Source organism: Vibrio rumoiensis 1S-45, from assembly GCF_000286955.2.
Classification (GTDB): Bacteria; Pseudomonadota; Gammaproteobacteria; order Enterobacterales; family Vibrionaceae; genus Vibrio; species Vibrio rumoiensis_A.
The window spans coordinates 1-18,379 of the sequence record NZ_AJYK02000026.1 but is presented as its reverse complement, the minus strand read 5'-3'; the positions used below and the strand labels follow the sequence as shown (position 1 = coordinate 18,379).

Here is an 18,379-nt window from a genome sequence, read left to right as displayed (position 1 = left end):
ATGCCAAGGCATAGATGAGATAAGTCGCCAAACTAGCAGGAGAAAAATATGAAAATCGGCATCGTAATGGACCCTATTTCGTCTATTAACATTAAAAAAGACTCTAGCTTTGCCATGATGCTAGAAGCCCAACGACGCGGTTGGGAAATTCACTACATGGAAATGGCCGATCTTCATCTAGAGCAAGGTGTGGCGATTGCCGACACCAAAACAGTCACGCTCATCGAAGATCCTGCCAAATGGTATGAATTCAATTCACAACAAACCATTGAGCTATCCGAACTTGATGCGGTATTAATGCGTAAAGATCCGCCATTTGATACTGAGTTCATTTATGCGACCTACATTTTAGAGCGCGCAGAAGAACAAGGTACTTTGATCGTCAACAAACCACAAAGCTTGCGTGATTGTAACGAAAAACTGTTTACGGCTTGGTTCCCAGAATTAACGCCAATCACTATCGTGACTCGAAAAGCCGAAAAAATTAAAGCCTTCCGTGAGCAACATGGTGATGTGATCCTAAAACCGCTTGATGGTATGGGTGGCGCGTCTATTTTCCGAGTAAAACAAGGCGATCCAAACGTATCGGTGATCATCGAAACACTGACCAATCACGGCCAAAACTACGCCATGGCACAAACCTTTGTTCCAGACATTAGCAATGGTGATAAGCGTATTTTAGTGGTCGATGGTGAGCCAATGCCGTATTGCCTTGCTCGTATTCCAGCGGAAGGGGAAACTCGTGGTAACTTAGCGGCCGGTGGCCGTGGTGAAGCGCGTCCATTAAGCGAAACTGATCTTAAAATTGCTCAAGCAGTCGCCCCAACATTAAAAGAAAAAGGCCTGATCTTTGTTGGGCTAGATGTTATCGGTGATAAGCTAACTGAAATCAATGTCACTAGCCCAACGTGCATTAAAGAAATTGAAGCGGCTTTTGATATTTCGATTACTGGAAAATTGATGGATGCGATTGAACGTCGAGTTCAAGCTGCTAAGTGATATTAAGAGTATGATTTAGGTACGTTATCTAAAAGCATAATCCAATAACCATCATCATAGAGAAATTCAGTGTGGCATCATTCTGCCATACTGAAATCTTATCAATGGAGAATAGGATGAATTTAACCGACCACTTTTTGATTGCTATGCCAAGCATGACAGATTCTAGTTTTTCTCGCAGTGTGATTTACATCTGCGAGCACAATGAGGACGGTGCAATGGGCTTGGTCATCAACGACGCCGTTGGTATCGATGTGGGTAACATGCTCAAACAAATCGATGTTCAACCTGTTCATCCTCAAGTCTGTACACAAAGTTTATCGACTCCTGTTCTTAATGGCGGCCCAGTTGCCAGCGACAGAGGATTTGTTCTACACACACCAAAAGATACCTACCAATCCAGCATAGACGTCACACCCGATTTAAGCGTCACCACATCAAAAGATATCTTAACGGTATTAGGGACAGAAGCTGAACCTAAGCATTACTTAGTCACACTAGGTTACTCTGGTTGGGATGCTGGTCAATTAGAGCAAGAACTATTAGATAATTCTTGGCTAACGACTCCGGCCGACATGGATATCATCTTCCATACACCGGCTCATTCTCGTTGGAAAAAAGCTGTACAATCACTGGGTATCAATGTTGCGCAACTCTCAGACCAAGCTGGTCACGCTTAATTTTTAGATTTTTAAACCGAGAAACACTATGTCAAACCAAACCATCATGGCTTTCGATTACGGCACTAAAAGCATTGGGAGTGCCATAGGCCAAACCATTACTGGCACCGCCTCTCCACTTAAAGCTTTTAAAGCCCTAGATGGTATTCCAAGATGGGAAGAAATCGAAAAACAGCTTAAAGAATGGCAACCTGATCTTGTCGTTGTTGGTCTGCCTACTGATATGCAAGGTAAAGATCTAACCGATATTACCTCTCGCGCCAAGAAGTTCGCGAATCGCCTACATGGTCGCTTTGGAGTCAAAGTCGAGTTGCATGATGAACGCCTTTCAACTCAAGAAGCCAGAGCGGAACTCTTTTCAATGGGCGGCTATAAAGCGTTAAGCAAAGGTAATGTGGACTGCCAATCGGCAGTGATCATTTTAGAAAGTTGGTTTGAAAATCAATATTAGTTCATCGACTTATTACGAAAGCTGTCACGAAACTTAGCAGGTGTCATCCCTTTATATTTTTTAAATAGCCGATTAAAGTTAGATTGATTGTGAAAACCGCTTTCTTCTGCAATGAAAGTGATCGGCTTTTGGCTCCGGATCAATAACTGGCATGCATGACCTAACCGAATCTGCGTTAAATACTGATTAAAACTCTGCTTCATATGCCTTTTAAAAAAGCGCACAAAAGTACTCACACTCATATTGGCACGGCTTGCCATCATCTCTAAAGTCAATAATTGACTAAAATTTTGGTGTACATCAAACAAGATATGATTCAAGACATCTTGATGATCATTGTCGACCACATCGGTTTGAAAATGATAAGAAGCCAGCATCTCCATTGGTTGCTCTAGTAACGCATCTAAAATCGATAATAAAATAATCAACCTCTCACGCACACTCGCCTCGGCCAAAGATGTAAAGCTCTCCGTTAACACTTGCGCAAGCTCTGGTTTGAACTTAATACCTCGATAAGATTTCTGAAGTAATTTTGGCAGCTCAGCATACTCAGGAAATTGTTGGACTAATTGATCAACCCATTGTTGGCTAAACCACAAAACAAACACCAATGGCTTTTGCTCTGTATACTCAACAGAAGGGGCAGATTGCCATGTATGAGGAAGATTAGGTCCAACTAAAACTAAATCGGATTGTTGATACCCTTCAATTGAATCACCCACATAGCGCTCTCCTGACTCATTTAACGTTAACGTCAGTTCATATTCAGGGTGAAAGTGCCACTCAAATGGAATCGCATCAATATCTCTTAATAAGAAACACCACGATCCCCCTTCCGGTAACATTATCTTTTCTAATTGAGCTTTCACCAATCAACTCCACCATTAACAATTAAATTCCACCTATAGATACACTAATAATGAGCAAATAGTATTAGTTATTGCTCACATTTCACCACATTGATGCCCGCTTTACTTCCATAATGAAGTCACTTTAACGTGCTACACCACAGTGCCCCTATTAAGGGTTCCTTACTTTGAATCTCTAGAATGCTAATACAATAATAAAAAGGAGAACGCCATGAAGAATCGCTACGGATTTGGTGATAACGCCCCAGGCAATAACAGTGTTTCAAATCTGCATGATGTGCAATTAAAAGACATCGTCAAATCGTTGCCTCTTAAAGTACTGACTGAAGAACAATTTGCTAGCTGGCAACACAATGGCTATATCGTGATCAAAAATGCAGTTGATTCCAATGCAGTCAAAGCGACACAAGACCTATTGTGGGAGTTTCAAGAAATGGACGCAAATGTCCCTGACTCTTGGTATAAACCTCAACTTAAAGATCATGCCATGACCGAGCTAAACAACTCCGGTATGGTGGAATGTTATCACCACCAAATACTTTGGAATAACCGCCAAACTGAAAAGATCTATCACGCTTTTGTTGATATTTGGGATCGTGAAGATTTATGGGTCACCATTGATCGTGCCAACCTCAATCCCCCAAATCGCAATGGTCGCCAATTTGATGGATTCATTCACTGGGATGCCGATACAAGCTTGTCGCCTTTGCCGGTTAATATTCAAGGCGTACTTGCACTTTCCAATACAACCCCAGACACCGGTGGCTTTCAGTGTGTTCCACAACTCTATCGCGATTTAGAAACATGGCGCGAAACACAGCCAAGCGATCGCGACCCTTATGTTCCTGATCTTCATGGTTATGATCCTGAGTTTATTGCAATGGAAGAAGGCGATTTATTGATTTTTAACAGCTTATTACCTCATGGCATTCGCCCTAACCGTTCTGATCAAGTTCGTATGGCGCAATACATTTCCATGGTGCCCGCAGAGCCAGAAAATACCACAATAAAAGATTGGCGCGTTCAATCTTGGGATAAACGTTTACCTCCAGAAGGGTTTGCATTTCCCGGTGATCCACGAAATTGGGAACAAACTCGCTACTCACGAGCTCAATTGACAACACTCGGTGAAAAATTGCTGGGCAAGTTAGATTGGTGATAGAAGGCTAAATTCAAAAAAGCGCAATGAGTTAATTCCCATTGCGCTTTTGAAGTATTGATGACCGCCAAACTTCAAGTCAGGCAGGATAATCATCCACACTCACATATCGATCTTAATGCCTTTTAACTTACTGCTTTCAACACCTGCATCACCTGTAGACTTCAGCATTAAACGTAAGTCATTCGCAGAATCAGCACTGTGCATCGCATCATCCAAAGAAATTTTATCCGCTCTAAGTAAATCAAATAACGCTTGATCAAACGTTTGCATTCCCGCTTCTTTGGAACGAACCATCGTCGGTTTCAATTCGTGTAGATCACCTCGACGGATCAAATCTGAAATCCGCGGCGTATTCAGCAAGACTTCAAACACACCGTGACGACCGTTACCATTTTTATCTCGAACCAACTGCTGTGCCACCACGCCTTTTAAATTCAACGATAAATCAAATAAGAACTGTTCTTTTTGATCTTTTGGAACCAGGTGCAATATACGTTCTAGCGCTTGGTTGGCATTATTTGCATGCAAGGTTGCCATACATAAATGCCCAGTTTCGGCGAAAGTCATGGCGTACTCCATGGTTTCACGGCTACGAATCTCACCAATCAAAATCATATCTGGTGCTTGGCGCAGTGAGTTTTTCAGCGCCACTTCATAGCTTTCTGTATCAAGCCCGACTTCACGTTGAGTAATAATGCATTTTTTGTGTTCATGCACAAATTCAATCGGATCTTCTACCGTCAAAATATGCCCAGTTTGGTGTATATTTCGATACCCAGTCATGGCGGCCATCGAGGTTGACTTACCAGAACCTGTCGCCCCAACCACCAGCACTAAGCCACGTTTAGAAGTAGCGAGATCTTTGAGCACTTCAGGTAGATGTAACTCTTCCATGCTTGGAATACGTGTTTCGATACGACGGATCACCGCCCCCGGTAATTCACGTTGAAAAAAAGCACTCACACGGAAACGACCACTTGGGCGCATAATGGCAAAGTTTGCTTCATGTTGAGTTTGAAACTCTTCACGACGATCTGTGTCCATCATCTCAAACAATAAGGCTTCCACTCCACCTTTATCCAGCTTTTCACCATGCGCCTTTAGTTCGCCATTAATTCTAAATAAACAAGGAGCATCAACCGTTAGGTAAATATCGGATGCCTTCGACGACACCATGATTTCTAGCACTTGAGAGAGTTGCATCAAATATCCCCTCTAGATATCGAGTTTTGAGCTTCATTAATCGTTTTTTCAGCAAATAAAAGCTGAAGCATCATATAAATTCTCTTCTCGTCATCACCAAACTTACTGGTATCTAAAGTATTTGGAGCTTGAAACTGAACTTCCCCTACTTTCTTATTATTTTTAAAAGCAGAAATTTTTGCATCAGCGATAAAAGTTGTAAAATCCCAACTCCAACGAGATACATAAGTAAGTGTTAATTCATCTGGATTAGGTTGAGTGTAGTCATCCATAAACTTGCACAAATGGGCTGTATCTAAACACCAAGATTGAATAGTTTCAGGAAATATACTTCTCGTAGCATCATCTTTTATAACGGTAACATTAGTCTCGGTTTGATCATTTTAAATAGGGCTAACAGAATACTTTGGTGCTGAACATGCCGTTAAAAAAACAGACATGACAATAATAAAAAATCTCATACTCATCCTTGTTTAATATGGTGAAGCCAACGTTTCAATTTTTTGTTGCACTTCTTCTTGATCGACTAAGCCTTGCATCAATAATTGACGAGCCGCTTGTTCCATTGTCTGCATTCCGGTTGCAGAGCCGGTTTGGATCATTGATAGCATTTGCGCGACTTTATCTTCACGGATCAAGTTACGAATTGCCGGTGTGGCGATCATAACTTCATGGCAAGCAACACGCCCTCCACCATTACGTTTCAATAATTTTTGCGCGATAACAGCGCGTAAAGATTCAGACAGCATTGAGCGCACCATGTCTTTATCTGCACCGGGGAATACATCAATAATACGGTCGATGGTTTTAGCCGCCGAACTGGTGTGCAATGTACCAAACACTAGATGTCCCGTTTCAGCTGCAGTTAACGCAAGACTAATGGTTTCTTTATCACGCAACTCCCCTACTAAAATCACGTCTGGATCTTCACGAAGGGCTGAACGTAAAGCAGCATTAAAGCTGTGAGTGTCACGATGCACTTCACGTTGGTTTACCAAACATTTTTTATTCGGGTGAGTAAATTCAATCGGGTCTTCAATCGTGAGTATGTGCTTTTTATGGTTACGGTTAATGTAATCTACCATCGCCGCCAAGGTAGTCGATTTACCCGAACCGGTTGGCCCTGTGACCAATACTAACCCTTTTTCATAATTAGAGATCTTTTCAAAAATCTCGGGTGCAGAAATATCATCAAATGAAGGAATGTTCATAGGAATCGTACGAAAGACCGCTGCGCAACCACGAGATTGATTAAAGGCATTGACACGAAAACGCCCTACATTCGGTAATTCAAAAGAAAAGTCGATTTCCAATTTTTCTTCATATTCACTACGTTGGGCATCATTCATAATATCGAATACCAATGCATGTACCTCAGAATGACTAAATGCATCCATTTCAAGCTTTCGCATATCCCCATCAATGCGTAACATGGGCGGAACGCCTGCAGAAAGATGTAGATCTGATGCATTATGCTTTACACTAAAATCCAATAATTCAGCGATATCCATTAAAATTCCTTACTGAAAGAAAAACTATGACTTGTTCTCATCAAAGCATTATTCAAAAAAACATTGAGCAACTCAGCCAACAAATTCGTGAGGCTGAATTGCGTTACTCTCGTGAGCCGCATTCTGTGCAGCTACTCGCGGTCAGTAAAACCAAACCAATTGAAGCACTACAAGCCGCTATTCATGCAGGCCAAAAGTCCTTTGGCGAAAACTATGTGCAAGAAGGTGTCGATAAAATTCAGCACTTTAAGCAACACTATAGCCAGAGTGAGCTTGAATGGCACTTCATTGGTCCTATTCAATCCAATAAAACTCGACTCATCGCAGAAAACTTTGATTGGGTTCACTCTGTTGATCGTGAAAAAATCGCACAACGCCTCAATGATCAACGAGAAGAAAGCAAACAAAATCAACAATGCGCACCAATTCAAGTCCTTATTCAGGTCAATACCAGTGGTGAAGCGTCTAAATCAGGCACCAATCACGATCAAGTATTTGCTCTTGCTGAGTTGATAAATACGCTTCCAAACCTCACATTAAGAGGACTGATGTCAATCCCTGAAAATGTTTCCGATTACGCATCTCAGCTAGCGGCTTTTCAACAATTGACAGCTCTAAAAGCACAATTACAGGCACTTTACCCTCAAGTGGATACCTTATCTATGGGCATGAGCGGTGACATGCAAGCGGCCATTGAAGCTGGTAGTACTATGGTTCGTATTGGAACCGCCATTTTCGGTGAAAGAGATTACAATAAAAAATAACGTGAACCGTTCATAGTGCTGATAAACAGCAAAAAATGGACAATCAGATCACATCAAATAAATTATAGGGCATAATGACCTAACCGTTATGATCGAGTATAGACAAGGCGTGTCACTCAAATCCCCTTTGACGACAATAGGATGACTTAATATGGAACAACGGAAAATCAGTTTTATTGGTTCAGGTAACATGGCTCGTTCAATTTTCGCTGGTATGTTATCCAGTGGCTACAAAGCCGCTAACATTACAGCAACAGGTCGTGATGAAGTAAAACTAAAAAATTTAACTGATTGCTTCGGTATCCATACCACTACCAATAATGTTGCAGCGGTTGAGCAAGCGGATGTGGTAATCCTATCGGTTAAGCCTCAAATGATGGAAGGTGTGTGCGCCGATTTCCAGTCACTTGATCTTAGCAATAAATTAGTTATTTCGATTGCGGCAGGGATTTCTGCAAAACGTTTGAATGAAATGCTTGGCCAAGAAGTTCAACTGGTACGAGTTATGCCAAATACCCCATCTTTGGTTGGCAAAGGCATGAGCGGATTATTTGCCACGGCTAATGTTTCAGAAAACGACAAAGATTTCTCTGGCGATCTTATGGCCGCTGTTGGTGAAATTTGCTGGGTAGATACCGAATCTGGCATTAACAACATCATTGCTGCGGCAGGTAGCGCTCCGGCTTACTTCTTCTTATTTATGGAAGCGATGCAAAAAGAAGCAATAGCACAAGGCTTCAATCAAGATACGGCACGCCTTTTGGTTCAACAAGCCGCTTTAGGTGCAGCTGAAATGGTAGTCGCCAACCCTGAATTAGAACTGTCGACGTTACGTGAACAAGTGACCTCTAAAGGCGGTACAACCGCAGAAGCCTTACGCACTTTTAATGAACACAATCTTTCGGACATTGTCTCAAAAGCAATGCAAGCCGCTGTGCAACGTGCGGAAGAAATGGAAAAGCTGATTTAAGCACTCTGTTTATGCTAGAAAAGTAAAGCGAGTTACCTTTATCTCGAAAGTGAGGGACGAACTCTCGAGATGTCGCTTTTCTTTTACTAAGTATAAATTCCAACATAAATTTTTAATATCAAACAAGGTTTTACTTAAATGAACTCTTTGAATTTTTTAGTCTCAACCGTATTCGACTTATACATTATGGTCGTGATTTTGCGTGTTTGGCTACAAATGGCCCGTGCTGATTTTTATAATCCGTTCTCACAATTTGTCGTGAAAGCTACGCAACCCATTGTTGGCCCATTACGTCGTGTTATTCCATCTATCGGCAATATCGATCTTGCCACCATTTTATTTGCTTACGTATTAAGTGTATTAAAATTCATTACTTTAATTCTGATTTCAAATGGTCAGCTTGTATTTGATATGACCTTCCTGATCTGGGGTGGGCTATCATTACTAAAAGCGATTGGTGGATTGCTGTTCTGGATTCTACTAATGCGTGCCATTTTAAGTTGGGTAAGCCAAGGTCGCAGTCCTGTTGAATTTGTGATGGTGCAATTAACTGAACCACTGTTAGCACCTATCCGCAAAATTTTACCCGCGATGGGCGGTTTCGATTTAAGCGTACTGGTTCTGTTCCTCATTTTACAATTTGCGAACTTCTTAATCGGTGATTTGATTGGTCCTATCTGGTTCCAACTATAGCCATGCTATCGATTCACTAATGGCACAAGCCGCACAACTCGCAGGCGACGATATTGTTTTGCGAGTCTACGTTCAGCCTAAAGCAAGCCGAGATAATATTGTCGGCTTGCATGGTGATGAATTGAAAATTGCCATCACCGCTCCACCGGTCGATGGCAAAGCCAATGCCTATCTTACAAAGTATTTAGCCAAACAATTCAAAATTGCCAAAAGTAGTGTTTGTATTGAAAAAGGTGAATTGGGGCGACATAAAACCATTCGTATTTGCTCGCCAACTCACATTCCAAGCGAAATCCAAACACTGCTTATCCGTTGATTACAGCTCGTCGTAGTAAACCTCATAAGGAAATGATAATGAAAAAAATACTCACCGCGTTATTCTTCATCATGGCAACAATACCAGCGCATGCTGAACAGTTTAAAACGATAAAGAATAGTGAAATCCATTATTCCGCCTTTAATTCCACCATGATCACCCCTGAAGTGGCGACACAATACAAACTCAAACGAAATGGTTATTCGGCTATTTTAAATATTAGTGTTTTGGATAAAAGCCAACTGGGTAAACCGGCAATAAATGCTAAGATCACCGGTACTAGCAAAAATTTAATTGGGCAAACTCGCCAACTTGAATTCAAACAAGTGAAAGAAGGCAGCGCCATTTATTACCTTACCGAGTTTCCAATTAGTGATGAGGAGAACCTAACCTTCAACATTAATGTGGATGCCGGTAATACTGGCAGCGGTCCATTCAGTTTTACTCAAAAATTTTATATCGAAGAATAACCACTCTTTCGATCACAGGATAGACAATGAAAAAGCTTGTTCTTGCTACGGGCAACCAAGGCAAAGTTAAAGAAATGGCAGATTTACTCTCTGAATTCGGTTTTGATGTTGAAGCGCAAAACCAATATAACGTTTCAGAAGTTGCCGAAACTGGCACCACTTTTATTGAAAATGCCATTATCAAGGCTCGTCATGCAGCAAAAGAAACCGGGCTTCCTGCCATTGCTGACGATTCAGGCTTAGAAGTGGATTATCTTAAAGGTGCGCCGGGAATTTATTCTGCGCGATACGCTGGAGAAAATGCCAGCGATCAACAAAACCTAGAAAAGCTATTAGAAGCAATGAAAGGGGTGCCAGAAGAGCAACGCACAGCACGTTTTCATTGTGTACTGGTACTTATGAAGCATGAAAACGATCCAACGCCGATTGTTTGTCATGGTCAGTGGGAAGGAAAAATCCTTGAGAATCCATTAGGCGAAAATGGTTTTGGTTACGATCCTATTTTCTGGGTACCTGAAGATAACTGCTCATCAGCGCAATTAGATTCGATGCGTAAAAAACAATTATCGCACCGTGGTAAAGCACTGAAAAAACTGTTTGCTACTTTGGCACAAACACCACAACTGACTCAATAAGGCTATCGCTTGATTACCCCACCACCACTTAGCTTATACGTTCATATTCCTTGGTGCGTACAAAAGTGCCCTTATTGCGATTTTAATTCTCACGCACAAAAAGGCGAGATCCCTGAAGTACTTTATATCGATGCCTTATTGGAAGACTTAGCCACCGACATTGCTAAGTATCAATTACAAAATGGCACAAACGCTCACAATGATAATAGAAAACTGCATTCGATTTTTATTGGTGGTGGTACGCCAAGCTTGATTTCACCTGAACAAATTGGTCGACTTTTAAAAGGCGTTGAGGCTCAAATTCCTTTTGAAGACAATATTGAAATTACGATGGAAGCCAACCCCGGCACCATTGAAGCGAAACGATTTGCACAATTTCAACAGCAAGGCGTCAACCGTATTTCGATTGGCGTACAAAGTTTTGAAGATGAAAAGCTCACAGCACTTGGTCGAATTCATGGCAAAGAAGAAGCGATCAATGCAGCAAATCTTGCCCATAAAATAGGTTTGAACAGCTTTAATTTGGACTTAATGCACGGCTTACCTAATCAAAGCCAAGCACAAGCACTGGCCGATTTAGACAAAGCGATTGAACTGAATCCATATCATTTATCTTGGTATCAGCTCACTATTGAGCCAAATACCTTGTTCTATTCCAAGCCACCTGTTTTACCAGACGATGATGATTTGTGGGATATTTTCGAACAAGGCCACCAGCGCTTAACCGAAGCCGGTTATGTTCAATATGAAATTTCAGGTTACAGCAAGCCAGGTTATCAATGTCGCCATAATTTAAACTATTGGCACTTTGGTGATTACTTAGGCATTGGTTGTGGCTCACATGGAAAGTTAAGTTTTAATGATGGGCGTATTGTGAGAACGGTTAAGGTCAAACACCCTAAAGGCTACTTAGCGGCGTATCAAAACTTAGTAAAACCTTACTTAGACGCTGAAACCTTAGTCGCTGATGAAGATCGCCCTTTTGAGTACTTCATGAACCGCTTTCGCTTAATTGAACCATGCCCAAAAGCTGAGTTTGTTGAGCGCACAGGTTTATCGATAAATCACATAGAAGTACAAATACAAACGGCGATTGAGCAAGGTTACTTAACTGAAACCGCCACTCACTGGCATATCACTCAGAAAGGGAAATTATTTTTTAATGATTTGGTTGAGTTGTTTGTTGAAGAATAGAGATGATTCTGGTTTTTAGAGTGCTTCGCATCTCGTAGCTCGATGGTTATAACTCGAGCTACGAGTCACTGGATTCTAAATAACGCTAAAAGATCGATCGACCTAACTCTGTCGATAAAAGTTCTAAAGCCGCGGTTCCAGCCAGCGAGTTACCCGATTTATCTAACTCTGGCGACCATACTGCAATGCTCATCTCCCCAGGGATCACAGCGACAATACCACCACCCACTCCCGATTTACCCGGCATTCCGACTCTAAAGGCAAACTCACCCGCTCCATCGTATAATCCACATGTTGCAAGCAGAGCATTTAAGCGTTTAGTTTGATTCGGCGCCACTATCTGTTTTTTGGTTTGTACAGATTGACCTTGGTTGGCTAAATAACTGAAGGTTTTCGCTAAATCCACACAACTCATTTTTAACGCGCAAGCATGGAAGTAGTTATTCAACACCGGAATCACATCATTCTCGAAATTACCAAACGAACGCATTAAATAAGCAATCGCTGCGTTTCGATCGCTATGTTGCATTTCTGAAGCCGCAACGACCTTGTCGTACACAATATGAGTATCACCTGATAACTGACGCGCAAACTCAAGTAAACGGTGCCTAGGTGCGGATAAACGCGTTTGCAGCATATCGGCCACCACAATCGCCCCTGCATTGATGAATGGATTGCGTGGAATGCCTTGTTCGACTTCAAGCTGAATTAAAGAATTAAAGGCTTGCCCTGAAGGTTCCTTACCCACACGACGCCAGATCTCTTCTGGTTGATAGATTTGCATCGCTAAAGTCAGGCTTAGCACTTTGGAAATCGATTGTACGGAAAACGCTTCATCAGCATCACCCGCTTTGATCACTTCACCTTTATTGGTGTATATCGCGATTGCCAATTTGTCGTTAGGGATACAAGCTAAAGCCGGAATATAATTGGCAACCTTACCTTTGCCAATTAAAGGGCGAACTTGTTCTAGAATATCGGCTAATAATTCTTTTGTGGCTTGTGGCATACCATTTCCTTAGGGCAAAAAAGCCAGCGGCATCAGCGACTGGCTTTTGAAAATAATCAGTAGGTTTCAATCCTACACAGGCATCATTAAACAGTGCGGCGGTATTTAATATCCCATACACCGTGACCTAAACGATGACCACGAGCTTCAAACTTGGTTAAAGGACGCTCATCTGGACGAGGAATAAAGTCACCATCAGTGGCAATATTTTCAAAGCCCGGCGCTTCATTCATTACTTCAACCATGTGCTCTGCGTAGTTTTCCCAATCTGTCGCCATGTGGAAAATGCCGTCACCAATCATTAGCTTTTGACGAACCATTTCAGCAAAACCAAGTTGAACGATACGACGTTTATGGTGACGCTTTTTATGCCAAGGATCAGGGAAGAACAACTGTAAAGTAATTAAGCTGTTATCGGGGATCATGTGTTCAAAAACTTCAACCGCATCATGACACATTACACGTAAGTTGGTGACACCTGCTTCTTGAGCAGACGCCAAACAAGCCCCAACGCCAGGGCTATGTACTTCAATGCCTAAGAAGTTTTTCTCTGGAGCATTTTTTGCCATTTCGACTAATGATGCGCCCATACCAAAACCAATTTCTAATACTACTGGGTTGTCGTTACCAAACACCGCATTCCAATCTAAACGCTGCTTTGTGTAATCAATGCCCATGTTAGGCCAACAATCATTTATGGCATTTTCTTGGCCTTTGGTTAAACGCCCTTCACGGCGAACAAAACTGCGAATTCTTCGTACAATTTTGCCATCTTCATTCACTTCGTTTGTTGTTACTTCTGTCATGGTTTCGCCTGAAGGTTAGTTGCCATTGACCATGTTAAGCAGGTACAAAATTGGCAGGTTCAAAATTAAAGTATATTCAAAATAAATAAAGTCGCCGTAAAACAGCCGATTCAAGTACTGTGAATATGGAGTGAGAATTATCCAAAGATACGCCCAAGGTGCAAGCTTTTATCGTTAAATTACGTCAATTCGTTTAAAGATGAATTTAGCAGGAGTCATCGCAGAAGGGGAAATCAAAATAAGACGCCAAACCCAAAAGCCTATGTGTTAACCATTTTTGTATTCTAACGGTGTCGCAGCCACAATTTTTTTAAAATTACGATAAAAATGGCTTTGATCAACAAAACCTAAATCGGTCGCAATCGAGGCAATACTTTGCCCTTCCTTTAATAAGCTTTTCGCCAGATTAACTCTCATAACCAATTGTACAGCGTGTGGTGTAATACCAAACTCCTTTCGAAACGAATGGATTAAATGGAATTCACTAATATATGAATATTCCGCAATATCCTTTATAGATAACGCTTTATGGCAGTTATCGCTAATGTAATGGTAAGCGTTTAAAAGTTTAGGCTTCGAGACTTCAAAATCTAAATTACGAGTATTTATAAAGGAAAAAAGGTTAGAAAAAAAAGTAATACTGGCTTCTTCCACCGCAAGTTTTGAATTATCTTGGATTAAAATATCAACCAAATTCTGAAACTGCTGAAACACCACAGTGCTGTTTGTATGATTTTGTTGAAAAGGAATAAACTCGTGGTTTGATTCATTAAGAACCATACCTTGCACATGCGCTAACCACTTAGGGCACACATATAGCATTTTATAACTCCAGCTCGTTCCTTTTTTGGGGTTACATGAATGAACCTCATTCGGGTTCACAATAACAGTGGTCCCCGCTCGAATAAGGTGGATGTTATTTTGATTAAAGTATTCACTGACACCACTATCAACCACGCCAATCGAAAACTCATCATGAGTATGTTTTTTATAGCAAGCATGACTTGCTGATGAATAACGCAATTCAATAGGAACATGGGATGATCTAAAAAACTTCTGCTTAGACATCAATAGTGGCCCTTGTTATTAGAGGGATAGAAAAAAAACATAAACAACGCTCAATGCCAACAGCCCTCCCATCGTGATATTAAAAATCTTGTAGTGCTTGGATTTTTTCAACGTGGTTCCAATCGTTAAACCGACTATGGCCCATATCGAGATTGAAGCATAGCAAACAATAAAAAAGATAAAGCAAAAAATCATTAGATCACTTGAAACAACGTCTCCAGTATTAAAAAAGACACTGATCCCAGATAAAGAAACAATCCAAGCTTTAGGGTTTAACCACTGACATAAAATGCCTTGTGATAATGATGGGGCACTGCCACTCACTGAGTTATCAGCATTGATTTCATGGATTGTCGCTACTTTATAAGCTAAATAAAGCAAGAAAACACCACCAAGATAAGTTAACGCTTTTGTTATCACAAGGGAGCTAGATATGACCTGAGCAAAGCCGAGGCCCAATAAAAACAATATTGAGACAAAGCCTATTGTAGCGCCTAAAATATGCGGCACCGTTCGCGAGTAACCGAAATTAGCACCAGTCACCGTTGCTAAAATATTAACCGGCCCGGGTGATATTGATGTAACAAAAGCAAACATAGCCATTGCAAAAAACATGGTCATAAATCGTCCTTAATATTTCACTGACCATCCATGATATTTCACTAGAAAAAAGCGTATTGTACGAAATTGTTGTCTTTCGATTTTTATCCTCTATTTACTTACCCTTGAGCCTATGATGCAATTCGCTTCAACTAAAATTAAAATAAAGAGCAATCCGTGACTTCATTTTCAAATGCCATTTTAGATTGGTATGAAAACTTTGGGCGTAAAACGCTACCGTGGCAACAAGATAAAACCGCTTACACCGTTTGGTTATCTGAAATCATGTTGCAACAAACTCAAGTCACCACGGTTATTCCTTACTTTTATCGCTTTTTAGAACGCTTTCCTACCGTGACCGATCTGGCGAATGCCCATCAAGATGAAGTCCTTCATTTATGGACAGGGCTTGGCTATTACGCTCGTGCTCGTAACTTACATAAAGCCGCGCAAATTGTTCAGCAAGAATTTAACGGTGAATTTCCAACCAATATTGAACAAATGAATGCCCTTCCCGGAATTGGTCGATCCACCGCTGCGGCTATTTTATCTTCGGTATATAAGCAGCCACATGCGATTTTAGACGGTAATGTAAAACGCACTTTAGCTCGCTGTTTTGCCGTCGAAGGTTGGCCGGGACAAAAAACAGTCGAAAACACACTGTGGGAGATTGCCGAAACCCACACCCCTCAACACGATGTCGACAAATACAACCAAGCCATGATGGATATGGGTGCGATTGTTTGTACTCGCAGCAAGCCTAAATGCGATTTATGCCCTGTGAGTAATTTTTGCCAAGCCAAAGCTCAACAGCGCCAGTTAGAATTTCCCGGCAAAAAGCCAAAGAAAGAAAAGCCAGTGAAAGAGACGTGGTTTGTCATGCTGTATCACGATAACCAAGTATGGTTAGAACAACGCCCACAAAGCGGTATTTGGGGTGGGTTATTTTGTTTTCCACAACATGAAAACGATCAGATAGAGCATCAGCTTGATCTACGCTCTATTCATGACAACATGGTACAAAGCAAGCAAGTCTTAAATGCATTTAGGCATACATTCAGCCACTATCACCTAGACATTACGCCAATCTTGGTGAAATTAACCCAAGAACCTAACTTGGTGATGGAAGGAAGCAAGGGACTTTGGTATAACTTGTCCCAGCCTAAAGAAGTCGGCTTAGCTGCACCGGTTAAGCAGTTACTAGAAAGCCTGCCCTTTGAACTTAAAGATTATTTAAAAACTCGCAAGGAGCTCCTATGAGCCGCACCGTATATTGTTCTTTCTTAAAAAAAGATGCTGATGGTTTAGACTTTCAACTTTACCCTGGCGACTTAGGTAAGCGTATTTTCGATAACATCAGTAAAGAAGCTTGGGGACAGTGGCAACACAAACAAACTATGCTGATCAACGAAAAGAAACTCAACATGATGGATCCTGAGCATCGTAAATTACTTGAAACTGAAATGGTGAATTTCTTATTTGAAGGCAAAGACATCGTTATTGATGGTTACACCCCACCAAGTGAATAAATAAGGGTATAATACCCACATAAATTTTATGGCAGGCATTGCTAAGTAAAAATAGCAATGCCTGTTTTATTTTGTGGCAAATTAAGCAATAAGCACGTTGCGTTCGCCCTTTATCTACATGAATTCAAAAAATGAACAGAAATAAATTCCTACTTATTCTTAGCGTTATCCTACTCTCCGGTTGTAGCCGTGAATTTATTGAAAGCGTTTATGATGTTGATTACACCCCATCCAACCGTTTTGCAAAAAACCTTGCCCCTCTGCCTGGGCAATTTGCCAAGGATACTGATGCACTTGACAGTTTAATGAATCAATTTTCAGGCCAAGTTGCTGATAAGTGGGGTCAAGATAATATCAAAATGGCGGGTGCGAAAACCTACGTCAAATATACGGATGGTTATCTAAACCGAGCTGACATTGATTTTGATAAAGGCACCGTAACCATTGAAACGATCGCTTCAACCGATCCGAAAGCCCACTTAAAACATGCCATTGTCACCACCTTATTAACTCCCGACAATCCTGCTAATGTTGATCTTTTTTCTTCCAAAGAGATTGCTATGGGCGGAAAACCATTTTTATCCGATCAAGTGGTGGATCAAAATGGCCAATCAGTACAATGGTCTTGGCGCGCCAATCAATTTGCCGATTACTTAATTGCTAACAAGTTGCAAACTCGAGAAGTGGATTTTAAAACATCGTATTACGTCACCATCCCTATGGTACAAAATCACTCTCAGCTTCGTAGTTATCAATATGCTGATATCGTTCGTAATGCTTCAAAAAAATACGATATTCCAGAAGATTTAATTTATTCCATTATTAAAACTGAAAGTAGCTTTAACCCCTACGCGGTCAGTTGGGCCAATGCTTATGGCTTGATGCAAATTGTGCCAAAAACGGCTGGGCATGATGTATTTAATTTAGTCAAAGGTCGCTCTGGAATGCCAACACCGGAATACCTATATAACCCAGCCAATAACATTGATACCGGAACGGCGTATTTTCACTTACTAAAAACACGCTACCTAAAAGCGGTGCAAAATCCAACGTCTCTGGAATACAGTATGATTTCAGCGTATAACGGAGGCACTGGAGGAGTCCTGAATACCTTCGATTCAAACCGCAGCCAAGCGATGCGCGATTTGAATAATTTATCACCAGATCAAGTTTATTGGGCGTTAACTAAAAAGCATCCGAATGCAGAATCAAGACGTTATTTAGAAAAAGTGACGGCTTATCAAAGAGAATTTAATTCTGCCAAATAATTTTTAACGTCATAATTGAACACTAGAAATATAGAGAAATTGCAGTAAAAAGCAGCGAAATTGTTTTTTTTGCTCAAATTCACAGCAAACAAAAGTTTTTTTCGCTTTTTTTACAAAAACCAGTTGACGGTAAGGCTGAAAATCCGTTTAATAGCGCTCCGTTGCCCGGATAGCTCAGTCGG

Annotated in this window: 21 protein-coding genes and 1 pseudogene; 14 read left to right on the top strand and 8 right to left on the bottom strand. The window is 41.1% G+C overall.

The annotated features are described in order from the left end of the window. The first annotated feature begins 48 nt into the window (after positions 1-48). The 3 genes from gshB to ruvX all read left to right on the top strand — a co-directional run bounded on the left by gshB (position 49) and on the right by ruvX (position 2,130). Entirely contained in the window at positions 49-999 is a 951-nt protein-coding gene (gshB, locus tag A1QC_RS03840) for a glutathione synthase (protein WP_017024154.1), read from the top strand. Positions 1,000-1,115: 116 nt separating this feature from the next. Then, positions 1,116-1,679, top strand: a complete 564-nt coding sequence (locus A1QC_RS03835) for a YqgE/AlgH family protein (protein ID WP_017024153.1) — start codon at positions 1,116-1,118, stop codon at positions 1,677-1,679. Positions 1,680-1,707: 28 nt separating this feature from the next. Beyond that, positions 1,708-2,130 carry a Holliday junction resolvase RuvX gene (gene ruvX / locus A1QC_RS03830; RefSeq protein WP_017024152.1) on the top strand — a complete coding sequence of 141 codons (423 nt, stop codon included), beginning with the start codon at positions 1,708-1,710 and terminating at the stop codon, positions 2,128-2,130. Here ruvX and A1QC_RS03825 read toward each other — a convergent pair. After that, positions 2,127-2,999, bottom strand: a complete 873-nt coding sequence (locus A1QC_RS03825; RefSeq protein WP_017024151.1) for an AraC family transcriptional regulator — start codon at positions 2,997-2,999, stop codon at positions 2,127-2,129. The two genes, ruvX and A1QC_RS03825, sit on opposite strands and share 4 nt — an antisense overlap. Positions 3,000-3,210: 211 nt before the next feature. Between A1QC_RS03825 and A1QC_RS03820 the strand changes: the two genes are divergently transcribed. Continuing rightward, on the top strand, positions 3,211-4,158 hold the full coding sequence (locus A1QC_RS03820) for a phytanoyl-CoA dioxygenase family protein (RefSeq protein ID WP_017024150.1): 948 nt from the start codon (positions 3,211-3,213) through the stop codon (positions 4,156-4,158). Between the two features lie 102 nt (positions 4,159-4,260). Here A1QC_RS03820 and A1QC_RS03815 read toward each other — a convergent pair whose 3' ends face one another. From A1QC_RS03815 to A1QC_RS03805, 3 genes and pseudogenes are all read right to left on the bottom strand, one after another. Further along, positions 4,261-5,364: a PilT/PilU family type 4a pilus ATPase gene (locus tag A1QC_RS03815; RefSeq protein ID WP_017024149.1), complete on the bottom strand. Its 1,104-nt coding sequence runs from the start codon at positions 5,362-5,364 to the stop codon at positions 4,261-4,263. Further along, positions 5,364-5,732 (bottom strand): annotated as a pseudogene (locus A1QC_RS03810) (Sbal_3080 family lipoprotein); the annotation flags it as partial. The gene A1QC_RS03815 and the pseudogene A1QC_RS03810, both read right to left, overlap by 1 nt. Before the next feature lie 105 nt (positions 5,733-5,837). Next, positions 5,838-6,875: a type IV pilus twitching motility protein PilT gene (locus A1QC_RS03805; RefSeq protein WP_017024147.1), complete on the bottom strand. Its 1,038-nt coding sequence runs from the start codon at positions 6,873-6,875 to the stop codon at positions 5,838-5,840. 26 nt (positions 6,876-6,901) lie between these two features. Between A1QC_RS03805 and A1QC_RS03800 the strand changes: the two genes are divergently transcribed. The 7 genes from A1QC_RS03800 (at position 6,902) to hemW (ending at position 11,917) form a co-directional block, all read left to right on the top strand. Then, on the top strand, positions 6,902-7,639 hold the full coding sequence (locus A1QC_RS03800; RefSeq protein ID WP_017024146.1) for a YggS family pyridoxal phosphate-dependent enzyme: 738 nt from the start codon (positions 6,902-6,904) through the stop codon (positions 7,637-7,639). A 151-nt stretch (positions 7,640-7,790) separates the two neighbouring features. Beyond that, positions 7,791-8,609, top strand: coding sequence for a pyrroline-5-carboxylate reductase (gene proC, locus A1QC_RS03795; RefSeq protein WP_017024145.1), 819 nt, complete (start codon positions 7,791-7,793; stop codon positions 8,607-8,609). Between the two features lie 138 nt (positions 8,610-8,747). Beyond that, a complete protein-coding gene (locus A1QC_RS03790) occupies positions 8,748-9,302 on the top strand; it encodes a YggT family protein (protein ID WP_017024144.1) in 555 nt (184 codons plus the stop codon). A gap of 19 nt (positions 9,303-9,321) precedes the next feature. After that, the gene (gene yggU / locus A1QC_RS03785; RefSeq protein WP_017024143.1) at positions 9,322-9,618 is read left to right on the top strand and encodes a DUF167 family protein YggU; all 297 of its coding nucleotides are present in this window, start codon (positions 9,322-9,324) and stop codon (positions 9,616-9,618) included. Positions 9,619-9,656: 38 nt separating this feature from the next. Next, positions 9,657-10,088 carry a DUF4426 domain-containing protein gene (locus tag A1QC_RS03780; protein WP_017024142.1) on the top strand — a complete coding sequence of 144 codons (432 nt, stop codon included), beginning with the start codon at positions 9,657-9,659 and terminating at the stop codon, positions 10,086-10,088. A gap of 26 nt (positions 10,089-10,114) precedes the next feature. Next, complete coding sequence (locus A1QC_RS03775) at positions 10,115-10,723, top strand: XTP/dITP diphosphatase (protein ID WP_017024141.1); 609 nt, start codon at positions 10,115-10,117, stop codon at positions 10,721-10,723. A 9-nt stretch (positions 10,724-10,732) separates the two neighbouring features. After that, entirely contained in the window at positions 10,733-11,917 is a 1,185-nt protein-coding gene (hemW, locus tag A1QC_RS03770) for a radical SAM family heme chaperone HemW (protein WP_017024140.1), read from the top strand. Positions 11,918-12,002: 85 nt separating this feature from the next. Here the strand turns inward: hemW and glsB are convergent, their stop codons facing one another. The 4 genes from glsB to A1QC_RS03750 all read right to left on the bottom strand — a co-directional run bounded on the left by glsB (position 12,003) and on the right by A1QC_RS03750 (position 15,421). Then, positions 12,003-12,926, bottom strand: coding sequence for a glutaminase B (gene glsB / locus A1QC_RS03765; protein WP_017024139.1), 924 nt, complete (start codon positions 12,924-12,926; stop codon positions 12,003-12,005). Positions 12,927-13,012: 86 nt separating this feature from the next. Beyond that, on the bottom strand, positions 13,013-13,732 hold the full coding sequence (gene trmB / locus A1QC_RS03760; RefSeq protein WP_017024138.1) for a tRNA (guanosine(46)-N7)-methyltransferase TrmB: 720 nt from the start codon (positions 13,730-13,732) through the stop codon (positions 13,013-13,015). A gap of 267 nt (positions 13,733-13,999) precedes the next feature. Next, complete coding sequence (locus A1QC_RS03755; RefSeq protein ID WP_017024137.1) at positions 14,000-14,800, bottom strand: AraC family transcriptional regulator; 801 nt, start codon at positions 14,798-14,800, stop codon at positions 14,000-14,002. An 18-nt stretch (positions 14,801-14,818) separates the two neighbouring features. After that, the gene (locus A1QC_RS03750; protein WP_017024136.1) at positions 14,819-15,421 is read right to left on the bottom strand and encodes a LysE family translocator; all 603 of its coding nucleotides are present in this window, start codon (positions 15,419-15,421) and stop codon (positions 14,819-14,821) included. Positions 15,422-15,577: 156 nt separating this feature from the next. Between A1QC_RS03750 and mutY the strand changes: the two genes are divergently transcribed. The 3 genes from mutY (at position 15,578) to mltC (ending at position 18,197) form a co-directional block, all read left to right on the top strand. Continuing rightward, the gene (gene mutY, locus A1QC_RS03745) at positions 15,578-16,660 is read left to right on the top strand and encodes an A/G-specific adenine glycosylase (protein ID WP_017024135.1); all 1,083 of its coding nucleotides are present in this window, start codon (positions 15,578-15,580) and stop codon (positions 16,658-16,660) included. Next, complete coding sequence (locus A1QC_RS03740; RefSeq protein WP_017024134.1) at positions 16,657-16,929, top strand: oxidative damage protection protein; 273 nt, start codon at positions 16,657-16,659, stop codon at positions 16,927-16,929. The genes mutY and A1QC_RS03740 overlap by 4 nt, the downstream gene beginning before the upstream one ends. Before the next feature lie 131 nt (positions 16,930-17,060). Beyond that, positions 17,061-18,197, top strand: a complete 1,137-nt coding sequence (gene mltC / locus A1QC_RS03735) for a membrane-bound lytic murein transglycosylase MltC (protein ID WP_017024133.1) — start codon at positions 17,061-17,063, stop codon at positions 18,195-18,197. The last annotated feature ends 182 nt before the right edge of the window (positions 18,198-18,379 follow it).